The organism is Pseudanabaena biceps PCC 7429, assembly GCF_000332215.1.
Classification (GTDB): Bacteria; Cyanobacteriota; Cyanobacteriia; order Pseudanabaenales; family Pseudanabaenaceae; genus Pseudanabaena; species Pseudanabaena biceps.
Genome location: NZ_ALWB01000172.1, coordinates 1 through 11,998 on the forward strand (window position 1 = coordinate 1; position 11,998 = coordinate 11,998).

5 protein-coding genes and 2 pseudogenes are annotated in these 11,998 nt (G+C 41.8%); 2 read left to right on the forward strand and 5 right to left on the reverse strand.

All coding sequences use genetic code 11. The features are described from left to right. Positions 1-100 (reverse strand): annotated as a pseudogene (locus PSE7429_RS25715) (IS5/IS1182 family transposase); the annotation flags it as partial. A gap of 70 nt (positions 101-170) precedes the next feature. On the opposite strand from PSE7429_RS25715, the pseudogene PSE7429_RS16815 reads away from it, so the two are divergent. Continuing rightward, positions 171-374: pseudogene (locus PSE7429_RS16815) on the forward strand (galactose-1-phosphate uridylyltransferase); the annotation flags it as partial. 61 nt (positions 375-435) lie between these two features. Here the strand turns inward: PSE7429_RS16815 and PSE7429_RS16820 are convergent. The 4 genes from PSE7429_RS16820 to PSE7429_RS16835 all read right to left on the reverse strand — a co-directional run bounded on the left by PSE7429_RS16820 (position 436) and on the right by PSE7429_RS16835 (position 10,585). After that, positions 436-1,569, reverse strand: a complete 1,134-nt coding sequence (locus PSE7429_RS16820; RefSeq protein WP_009628485.1) for a GGDEF domain-containing protein — start codon at positions 1,567-1,569, stop codon at positions 436-438. Between the two features lie 104 nt (positions 1,570-1,673). Further along, positions 1,674-7,034 (reverse strand): trifunctional serine/threonine-protein kinase/ATP-binding protein/sensor histidine kinase, encoded by a 5,361-nt coding sequence (locus PSE7429_RS16825; RefSeq protein ID WP_009628486.1) that lies wholly within the window; start codon positions 7,032-7,034, stop codon positions 1,674-1,676. A 13-nt stretch (positions 7,035-7,047) separates the two neighbouring features. Beyond that, complete coding sequence (locus PSE7429_RS16830; protein WP_052017730.1) at positions 7,048-8,460, reverse strand: cytochrome P450; 1,413 nt, start codon at positions 8,458-8,460, stop codon at positions 7,048-7,050. A gap of 190 nt (positions 8,461-8,650) precedes the next feature. Continuing rightward, on the reverse strand, positions 8,651-10,585 hold the full coding sequence (locus tag PSE7429_RS16835; RefSeq protein WP_009628488.1) for an iron uptake porin: 1,935 nt from the start codon (positions 10,583-10,585) through the stop codon (positions 8,651-8,653). 777 nt (positions 10,586-11,362) lie between these two features. On the opposite strand from PSE7429_RS16835, the gene PSE7429_RS16840 reads away from it, so the two are divergent. Further along, a complete protein-coding gene (locus tag PSE7429_RS16840) occupies positions 11,363-11,872 on the forward strand; it encodes a hypothetical protein (protein WP_009628489.1) in 510 nt (169 codons plus the stop codon). Positions 11,873-11,998: the final 126 nt, after the last annotated feature.

The following is an 11,998-nucleotide window of genomic DNA, read 5'->3' on the forward strand; positions in this document are numbered from 1 at the left end:
CTTCGATTACTTCTTCGCTAATCCAAAAGGTCAGGCTTCCTCTTTGTTTCAGCCCTGCGTTATACTCTGACCAGTTGCGGATCTCATATTTCTCTGTCATCTTTCGGGGTCTCATCTCCTGCTTAATACTTAATTTACCTTCTAACCCCCTTTTTATGCAACAACGCCGTTTAAATAATCCCGCTTACAATTACATAATTCGCTCTTCACCAACGGATGATAAGCAGTCTGACTACTTCCACTGGTATTTAGCGATCGTGCCGCGAGTCTCTCAAGTTGCGGGGTTTGAGTTGGGTAGCGGGATGTATATTAATACTGCTATTCCAGAGGATAGCGCCAAATTTTTGCGAGAGATTGATGTGGAAACTCACTAAAACCCAAGACCAGAGAGAGTACCGCCCGCTACGCGGGCGGTACTCTCTCTGGTCTTGGGTTTTACTTAGATACTTCGAGATGAGTACAGTAGCGATCGCGCCCCTGTTGTTTGGCTCTGTATAGAGCTTGATCGGCCTTTTCGATTAATTTATGGGGAGCAATTTCGGGGGTTGGTAGAATTGAAGAAATCCCAATACTAATGGTGACGGTCGGTTTCACCATAGAGGACAGATGGGGAATGGCTAAATCTTGAATTGTTTGCTGAATCCTCTGTGTGACCACAATTGCGCCATCTAAATTAGTGTTGGGAAGGAGAATCGCAAATTCTTCACCACCATAACGAGCAACGAGATCCCCAGCACGGGTTACTTGCTTATAAATCGCTTGGGCTACCTCCGTAAGACAGCCATCCCCCGCCAGATGCCCGTAAAAGTCATTATAGAACTTAAAGAAATCTAGATCGAAGAGGATTAATGAGAGCCATTGACGCTGTCTTGCTAGCCAAGCCCATTCCTCCGTCAGCCGATTATCAAAGCATCGACGGTTTGCGATCATGGTTAAACCATCAATATTTACTAAAGACTCCAGTTTTTGATTAGCTTCTTTCAGAGCAATTTCGACTTTTTTGCGTCGTTCAATTTCTGCTTGTAATTCGAGCGTTCGAGCTTCTACTCGTTGTTCGAGCTGACAATTTAGCAATTCTAATTCTGTATAGGAGCGATAGGAGCGTAAAGCCGTAATAATTGTTGTGAAAAGCCTATGGGAAGTAAACTCTGTCTTAGTCTTATAATCGTCAATGTCATAATCGATAATTACCTGTCTTTCTGGTACTAGTCCAGCCTGCCCCGTTCGTAAAATGATTCGCATTGCCCGATTTTGCAAAGTTTCGCGAATGTATTTGGCGGTTACTAAACCTGCATCGTCAGATTCCATAATGACATCCAGTAAGATGACAGCCACATCAGGATGTGCGGATATTAATTGACGGGCTTCAATTCCTGAATAAGCGTTTAGGAATTGCAACTTTTTATGATCGAAAATGAAATCTTCTAAAGATAGTTGCGTAATACTATGAATTTCACTTTCGTCATCGACGATTAAGATTTTCCAAAAACCACAATCATGGGATGAATTATCATCAGTTTCATCAGCAAATTCTAGAATATCCGCAATTATTGGATCGGTATCAATCATAGAAGATATCCAAATTCTATATACTAAATAGAAAATACTTCGATTTTATTCTAGAAGAATTTCCTTAAACTACTGCTTGTTTAAACCTTTGAAATTATACCAAACTATAGACAAATTGGGATTTGAATCAGAAACTTTGTCCCAACACCAACTTGGCTTTTGCAAGTAATATTTCCTTGTAGTTTTTGGGTGATGATATTGAAAACTATGTGAAGTCCTAAACCGCTTCCACCTTGTCCCCGTTTAGTTGTATAAAATGGATCAAAGATTTTGCCTAGATTGTCACTGGCAATACCCTTGCCATTATCACTAAACTCAAATAATAGGCGATCTTCGATTTTGGAAATTGTAAAGATGATTGTTCCTTTGTCATCGGGATCGTAGGCATGAATTAAGGAATTCATAACTAGATTGGTGACTATTTGGGAAATCATCCCAGGATAGCTATCAAGAATAATATTGTCTTCACAATCAATACGAACATTAATCTTGGTGCGTTTGAGCTTGGGTTGCAAATTAAGTAAAATCTCTTCCAGATATTCTTTAATATTAAAGGAACGTCTTGTTTCGCTTGACTGATCAACGGCTACTTGCTTAAAACTTTGAATTAATTCGGAAGCTCGATTTAAGTTTGATAGGACGATCGCACTACTTTTTTGAACGGTATCCATAAATTTTTCTAGATCTGAACGTTTCATCGTTCCATTCTTAAAAACTGTGGTCATCTCTTGGATTTTATCAACGACTAAGGAGGCGGCTGTAACACCAATACCAATCGGGGTATTGATTTCATGGGCTACCCCTGCAACTAGTTTTCCTAAGGCTGCCATTTTTTCTGAGGCAACCAGTTCGTTCTGAGTAGCTTGAAGGTTTTTAAGAGCCTGTGATAATTCTTGGGTGCGATCGCTGACTAGTTGTTCTAAATTTTCGTTAAAGCGTTTGAGATTTGTGTATAAACGGGCATTGTTGATGGAGATCGCCGCTTGGCTAGATAGCAGGGTTAGTACTTCAAGGCGATCAGCTGTAAAGACATCGGCTACCAGTGCATTTTCCATATAAAGGATACCAGCTAGTTCTCCCTGATTGAGGAGCGGAATGCAGAGGACAGACTTTAGTTGTTTGGCTTGAATGTAGCGATCGCTAGTAAACATCCCTTCCTGCGTGGCATTGCCCAAGACAATGCTTTCTAGAGTACGCACGACATAGTTGATGATAGATGTAGGCACAACCTTATCCATTGTTGGCGAGTCCATTGTTGGCGATCGGAGGACTTCAATTTGATTGTTCTCCGCATTCCCCGAAGCCTCAATTTCAAAATTTCCATCATTCTCCAAAATCAAATACCCGACCTGAGCGCCAGCATTTTCGATCAAAAGTTTCATTAGTTTGGCTAAGAGATTTTCTAAGTCGATCTCATCAGACAGAACTTGGAAAGTTTTTACAACTGAAGCTAAGTCGAGCCTCATCAAGTTACTGGTCGTACTCATTAAACTCGCATCTCTGGTAGAAAGATCGCTAAGAAAAGTGATTTTTGATTTGAGCGCGCTGAAACTATTAGATTCTTGTTTCAGATAGTTTGTTTCTAAGTGCTTTACTTTTGCGGTTGCCCCCCAACTTTGATAGCAGGAAATCGCATCAAGAAAATAAGCTTGGGCAACTTTTTCTTTATGTATTTGCAGATAAAATTTACCAGCCAGTTCGTTGGCTAAAGCTTCTTCTTGAATATATTCATTATTTCTGGCTCCGATGATGGCGCGATCGTAGTACTCCATGGCTTTGAGTTGTTGACCACCTACAGCCATGCGCTCAGCTTCCACTAGATCATATTTATGCTGGAAGTTGATCGGACAGTATTTTGCCCATCGGCGCATTTTTTTCTGGTTTTGAGCGACCTGTTGGAGATAATTACGGTGAGACTGTTTGGGTAAATGCCGACATAAACCCAGACAGGCAAGGGATTGATACAGATTATGATTGGTGACTGGATAGGCGCTGACGACAGAGCGGGCGTAGGGGATGGCTTGTTGAAAAGCATCGATCGCCGTTTTGTAATCTTCAAACAAATAATGTGATATTCCCTTAGCCGTATAGGTATAGTAAATAGGAATACCATTTTTGTTCTCTAAAAAGATCGGTAGAAGTTCTATTTCATTAAAGGCTTCTCCAATGAGAAATGGTGTATGCTCGCCAAAACCTGCAAGATTAAGACATAATTGGTGTATAGCTTGGATTTGCTCGACTATATAGGACTGCTTAATTTTTTGAACCAAGAAAATTCGATAGTCCTGAAAACTTTGGATTACCGAAGTAAGGGAATCTCCCATGAAAAAACGATTGAGGCAATAGGCTAAGACGCAAAAGCCAGTGGCGCTATATTCCCCTAGTTCAATGCCGAGTTGGATTGCCCTTTGCAGACTGGGCAAGGATTCGCGTAAATGTTCTTTCCAATGTCTGAGACAAGACTCAAAGGCGACAATCGTCAATACCGCGCCACGCCGAATATGATGTTTCTCGATCAATTGCAAGCTCACTAGACCGACGCGATAGCTACCTTCGATATCCTGAAATACTACCCAACGAATTAATCCATAGGCGGCTCCTTGAATTATGCCATTGGGGGCAATTCCATATTGTAAAGTCAAGTTCACAACACGGAGAATTACCATGCCGATGAGCAGAGGGTTTAAATTGATAGTAGCGGCGGTGAGAGTGGTAATAATGTCTAATACTGCCAACTTGTAAGGGTCGGTCATGGTGGGTAAATCCCACCAGTTATCGATCCTTTTGCGACGAGCATTAAATTCTGTCAGCAATGCTTCGAGCCCTACCTGTAACTCATTGGGCGAAGTAGGAAAGGATTCTCCCAAACGCATGAGGATATAGGTAACCGTTGTGGATACCTCTGGAAATTTCTGTTGTGAAGTATAGGCTTCAAGCTTGATTTTATAAGAAGCAACTGTATCAAGAATATGTTGGGCATTTTCTGTAATTAGATCGACTAGGCGATGACATTCATCATGATCGGTATTTAAATATGCGGCTTCGGCGGCATTATGGTAGAGGGACAAAGTGAGTTGATAGTGGTTTTCCCAAGCCTGAGTTGGAAGTAATGCAATCCCAGTCGCGAGATACTTGTGGGCATCAGTATAAGCATTGGAATCCTTAGCTTTTTTGCCTGCTAATAAATTTAATTCCGCAAGTTCGAGTCGTTCTAAATTATCCTCGATCAAGCTCATTCCCATATTTAAATGATTCGCAATCTGGAAAGCCCTCTCTTCGATCGCATTTCTATTTTCGAGTTCATCCTCCTTGGCTTTTTTATGTAATTGGCGACCGATCTTGAGATGGGTAACTTGCTTTTCTGATTCAGGAATGAGGGCATAGGCGGCTTGCTGCACCCGATCGTGGAGGAACTTGTACTCCACGACAAAATTTTTGGTCAGATCGTGATCATCATCAACGCTAAAAAACTGATAATTATTTGTTAGTGGTAAGATTAACCCTTCTGATAACACAGGTAAAAGATCTTCGGTAACCAATCGATGCTCGCGATCGGCGGCCCTGGCTAAAGTTTGCGAATCAAAATAATTGCCTATACAGGCCGCAATCTGGAGAGCCTTTTGGGAATCGGTAGATAGTTTCTGGATTTTGCCTAACATCAGATCGATGACATTATTTGTAAATCCTGCGTTCTGAATTTTAATTGAATCCCACTGCCAAGAGCCTTTTTCTAAATCGAAATTGATTAAACCTTCTTCATAGAGTGATTTTAAAAATTCGTTAATAAAAAATGGATTCCCGTTGGTTTTTTGGAGAACGAGTTCGGATAAAGGAACAATGGTAAGGCGATCGCATTTTAGTGTGTCCGCGACCAAACTATAGACATCCGCCCGACCGAGGGGTAGTAGTTCGATCTCGTTTAATGGTGTTCCATGGGCAGCAATCTGATGGAGAGTGAAATTTAAAGGATGTACCGCATCTACTTCATTACTACGATAGGCTCCAATAAAGAATAGGAATCGACTATCATCGGCAGTAATGAGTAATTGTAAAAGCTGGAGAGAAGCGGCATCTGCCCATTGAATATCATCTAAAAAAATCACGAGTGGATGGCTGGGACGGGTGAAGACGCGCACGAAATTCTGAAAAACCATATTGAAACGATTTTGGGCTTCAGCGGGCGAGAGTTCTAATACCGATGGTTGCTTGCCAATTATCAATTCCATTTCTGGGATGATATCAATAATAATTTGCCCATTTTCTCCGAGGGCGGCCAGTAGTCTTTCGCGCCATTGCTGGAGCTGACGCTCGCTTTCCGTTAATAGCTGCTTGACGAGTTCGTGAAAGGCATTAACAAAGGCACTATAGGGAATATTGCGCTGAAATTGATCGAATTTTCCTGATATGAAGTAGCCTCGTTTTTGGGCAATGGGTTTATGAATCTCAGAGACGAGTACTGACTTGCCAATACCCGCTTCTCCTTTGACAATCATTACTTCTGAGCGACCAATACTTACGCATTCAAAGGCTGCTAATAGCAACCAAATGTCCTCTTCTCTTCCATAAAGCTTCTGAGGAATTTGAAACTTATCTGATACATCATGCTTGCCTAGGGAGAATCCATTAATTGCGCCGCAATCCTCTAAAAGCTTTTTACAGAGAATTAAATCTTCCTTTAGTCCTAGAGCGCTTTGATAGCGTTCTTCGGCATTTTTTGCCAAGAGCTTCATGACTAGATCCGAAACCACTAGGGGGATTTCTGGATTGAATAGGTGAGGTGGAGTCGCTAACTTGGCAATATGGCAATGGACGATTTCACTGGGGTCTTCAGATATAAATGGAAGTTGATTGGTAAGTAATTCATAGAGAGCCACTCCCAAAGAATACAGATCACTACGGTAATCGAGGGGGCGATTCATCCTGCCCGTTTGCTCAGGGGATATATAGGCAAGAGTACCTTCGAGGAGACTCAGATTGAAAAGTTGCGGACTTTCCCGCGATAAAATATTGGAAATGCCAAAATCGATGATTTTGACGCGATCAGTTCTTGGATTAAAAACGATATTAGTGGGATTGATATCTTTGTGAATTACATTGGCGGCATGAATTTCGCTGAGTATCCCTGCGACTTGGGCGGCGATCGCTAAAATCTCTGTCAATTTAAATCGGCGCGATGTATTCAAGATGCGGAGAGACTCGCCTCCGAAATCCTCAAAGGTGATATACCGAAACTGTTTATATTTTGTAAAGCCATAGGTCTTAATCACTCCCTCAATATCTCTTAGGCGATTGCAGATTTCGTATTCTAATTTGTAGTGAACGATTTCTTCGGGGGTGGGGTAATTGAGTTTGAGTATTTTTAAGATAACGGGTTGCAGATCGTCATGACGATAGCCTCTGTAAACTACAGATTGGGAACCTTCATAAATTAATGAATTAATCTGATAGCCAGAAATCTCAATCACAATTGGTTTTCTCCTATTTTCGCCTTTGGACTTGCAAATAAAACCTATTGCCTGGTGACAGGGTCGGATTGTTGATAGCTTGTATTTGGTAATTGGGAGATTCTAGCGAAAATTCCAGTTGATGTAATAGGGTTGCCATCGTCAACATGATTTGGACTTCGGCTAAACCATTGCCCAGACATAGATGTGCGCCTGCTCCAAAGGGGGCAAAAGCTCCATTTTGTTTATGTTCGCTGCGGGGTGGATGAAAGCGATCAATATCGAAGACCTGAGGATTGGGGAAAAATTGTGGTAGGAAATGGGGAACTGTAGTCGCAATGATTAAAGTTGTACCGCGATCGACGCGAAAGTCTTTAAAAGTGAAAGGGGCGATCGCTGTTCTTTGAATTGCCGAGGCGACGGGATACATCCGCAAGGTTTCCATTGCTGCCCCATGTAAAGCGCTCATGCCGCGCAACTGTTCGGCTTGGGGGATGCCATTTTGAAAGAGGAGATTAACTTCCTGTTGTACTTTTGCCATGGCTTCAGGATTCTTGAGCAAGGCGTAAAGCATGAAGGCACAGGTATTTGCTACCGTATCTATGCCCGCTAGGTAGGGACCAATCGCCGCTGCAATTAATTCCGCTTCTGATAGCATCGGCTGCGCTTTTTGGGAGTCAGCAATTAGATCGTCAATTAAGTTAGGGCGATCGCGTTGACTTGCGCTAGCACGATTTTTCGCGATCGCGAGCCTTGCTAGTTCAATTACCCTCTGTTTTGCCCGTCGATAGGAAGGTTGGTATAACAAAAATGACAGCCATTGTTTTGTCACCATTACATTTAAGGCGGTCTTTAAAAATTTAACTAAATCTGCACAGTAGTCCGAAGGCGAATAATCCACTAGTAACATACCCAATTGTTCGCAAATGATTTGTTGCAAGAAGGGCAAAACTTGGAGTCTTTGTCCCGATTCTACTCGGTTGGTCAGATTGGTGATTACTTGAATTGTTTCAGGAAAAGTATGAATGATGGCATTGCGCGAGTAGCCTGATTGTAAAAGTCGGCGCATCTGTTGATGGCGATCGCCATCTAAACTAATCAGTAATTCTTCAGTCCCTAACTCCTTCGCGAAATCTTGCCAAAAATCTTTACTACTGAGGAAATCTGCCCCAGTTTGGTTGACAAACTGATTGGCTTCAGAACCTGCCAAGACTGTAAATCGCCGATGAGCAGCCCTAATCCGAAAAATTTCGCCTACATCATGATAGCTCTTCACAAAGAAATTGAGACTATTGGTACTAAGCTCTAAAATACTTCCTAAAAATGGAAGCCCTGTAACTAGAGGCGGTAGGGGTTGATTCGTAATATCCCTCGACCAAATGGCATTATCGAGCATTATCTTTACTCCATCTTGAATTGGAAATTTCGGATCTAAGTAGCTAAGCATAGGTAAACGTAAAACCTAGAAGAGCCTACCGCCCGCGTAGTGGGCGATACGCTCTCTGGTTTTGGTTTTTATACCAATTCCAAAAATGGCAACGCCATTTTTGGAATCTCAAAACCTTACTGGGTTTGTTTTTTAATTCACTGAAGTGTTGGCTCACTTCAGTGAATTGGTATTAATTATGCTTAACTGCTTAGAATAAAAACTGTGTGCGCAATACTGCTCCCCAAATTGTGGGGTTACTACTAAAATTATTGGCATTAAAGGTAGCAAATAGCGAAGGCGTGAGGGTGATAAATTTCTGAATGGGATAGGAATAGGTTAGTTCCAAATCATATTGAGTACCACCATCGCCATTACCAGCAACGAGGAAATTGCGTCCCGAAAGCACCTGAAAAGGAATAGACAGGGAAATCGTCCCTAACGCTCCTTCCTTCCCTAGATCGGGAAAGGCTAACCCAAACTGGAAGGCTTGCAAATTTACATTCCCCCCTGCGATCGCTAAGTTGACGGGTGCAATCCGAAAACTACTATAGGAATAGCGCCCAAATAAGCCCAAAGATTTATTGAGGAGCCAGTCAAAGTTAAAGACAAAGTTATCGCCCGTACTGTCCTGCAATCTCCCGCCAAATCCATCATCCACAACTCCTCGCACTGAATAGGTCAAGAAGAATGGGAAATTAGGTTGACCCAAGGGAGCCGCAGGAGGGGCTTGATTGTAGGTGCGGCTATAAAGAAATCGTAAATTGAGCGCATCGCTCGGTGAGTAGGTGAGTTCGGTGAGGATTTGATTAGAGCCACCAAATAAACCGCGATTGGGGTTATTAGCACTATCGGTAAAGTAAGTAAAGGAGCTATCGTTACGAGCAAGGTAGCCCGCTTTTAGTAAAAATTGCTCGGACATACGCCAATTTAGAATGGCTCCTGCTCCCGATAATCCACTATTGGCAAGGGGACTCTGATAGGAGTTTAATCCGCCAGCGCCATTAATTACGGATGTAAATCGATTGACATCAAACTGACGGAAAGGAAGAATGCGCGGTCCAACCTGCAACCTTAAATTATCATTAATTGGGAAACTATAGAAAAACTCAAATAACCCTACAGTATTTGCGGCTGAAGGTAAAACTGGATTGGAATCGGCATAGGGAACTCCAAAAGTGCTGGAAAATCCAGCCGAGCTATAAAAACTTGATGGGGGATTCCCATTGCCCATGGCTAAAATTAGATTGAGACTATCACTTCCTGTAAACGAAGATGTGAGAAGTAGATAGTTAGAATAACTGAGGGTAGTGTTGGGTTTGCCCGTGATCGTTCCCACTATGGGACTTCCTGTGATGGGGTTACGCGCCGCAAATCGCGCCACGGGGATACTACCAGCTATGGGCAATCCTTCCGCAAGAATATTGCCGCTACTAAAGGCACTACTAAGATTGAAGGAACTGAGAATATTTAATTTTGTGGTTGTGGAAAATTGTTGGGTTGCTATCTGGCTGCTTTTAGTTTCAAGAGCCTCAACTCTCCCTCTTAGCATTGAGAGTTCTGGGGCGAATTCTGCTTGAAGTTTTTTGAGTGTCGCTAGATCGGTTTGACTGATTTTATCGGCTAGCCCCGCACTTAGGATCTCATTAATTTTATCTAGACAGGCATTTAACCCCGCCGCAAATTCGTAACGGGCGATCGCTTGTTTACCGCGATAGCTTTGGTCGGGATAGCCCGCTATACAGCCATAGCGCTCTACTAAACTTTGTAATGCTGTAAATGCCCAATCAGTAGTTTTGATATCTGAAAGTTGTGATACAGAGTTAATCGAGGTATTTATCTGGGTATTTATCTGGGCATTTATCTGGGCATTTATCGGGTCATTTATCGGGGCATTTATCGGGACAAAAGTCTGGTTCGGTTCGGTGGGAGCTAAGTAATCGGGAATGCGATCGCTGGGTTCGAGGGGCTGAGAATTTAATGAATTGGGATCGGAATGCTTAAGGAAAGTTGCGATCGTCTGGTTCCCATTTAAGTTTTGGCTGGATTCCAAAGCCAAGGCTCGATTATCAATAAATCCTATGTCTAACAAGGGACTCAAGATAGAAGATGCAACTAAAAAAGCCGAATAAATCTTGAAATTCATTAAATTCTTACACACCACAGAGGACTTTTAGAGGGCTTTCTTAGTATAGTTGAAACTGATATTTCCCATCCCCTTTGCAAATAATTTATCTTGCATTAATCAAATTTCATGATTATGTGATTTGCGTATGTTTTGAATTTATTTTGAAAGAATTTGAATGTTAAAAATTGCTGTAAATCTTGTTTAGTAGGCTTTATGGATTTTATTTCATAATAGAAGTTAGCTCGACTATCGTGATCGTAAATTATTCTTGGTTAAGTGCAATTTGTGAATTCAAAGCGTATAAAATAAGTTTAAGAAGGATCTCCTCATAAATGATTTACTATGTCTATAAGTAGCTAGGCGCAATTAAATATAAAACCCTAAAACCTGTAGCGCACGCGCAGCGTGCGCTACAGGTTTTGATTCTGGTTTTTAATTATGCCCAGCTACTTAGTAGTCCTAAACATTTATGAGGGAAATAGAGCTTCAACTTCACTCACCTAGCGGGATAGTCTGGCTGAGCGAAGTCGAAGTCTCTCTCAATTTATACACAAACTAAAAATGGCGTAGCCATTTTTAGTTTGTGAAACCCTTACTAGGTTTGGTTTTTAATTCACGAAAGTGTTGTCATACTTTCGTGAATTAGTAAGTAGCTAGACATAAGTAAACTTAAAATCTAGAAGAGCATCCCGCCCGCGCATCGGGCGGGATGCTCTCTGGTTTTGGTTTTTAATTATGCCGAACTACTTATTTAGTGAGGATTGCTATATAGGCTTAAGAAATAGTCTTAAAAATATGCGTCAAATTCAAAAAAATCTTACTCAAAATTTGCTCTCTTTGATCTCTCTATCTATTCTCGCGATTGGATGGGGAATGGTTGCTGATCGGGGCGTTGCAGACAATAGCCCTAAAATTCATTCCCCTATCGAGCTTTCCATGGAAAATTATCAAAAATCTCTGGATAAGGGCGATAAAGCTTCTGAATGTAAGCTCTTTACGATAATTACGGATAAAGCTTCGGGTGCAATGGGAACGACAGATTTGAGCGTAGCCTTACGTTATACCAGTGATCTCAAACAGGATTTAATAAATTTGCAACTAGCTGATAGTCAGCTTAAATCTTTACAAGAAAAGTATTTACAGTTTGCTAAAGAGATGGAGGGGCAGTTAATGAGGGTCAGACGAGATCAATCGCAGGGAGACTATGGAGCATTGCAAGCGGCAATACTAACTTTAACGGCTACTGGCAATCGAGGGCTAGAGCTGCAACAAACGCTTTGGCAATATTGTGGCAAGTCTGAGTAATTCCAAAAAAGATGAGTGGCGACGCGAAGCGTCGCCACTCATCTTTGGGGTTTTATGTCCTAAGCAAACGGGAGCATCTCAATTAGGCACTGAGTAAATATACTTAGGCAAGATTGAGGTTGAGAT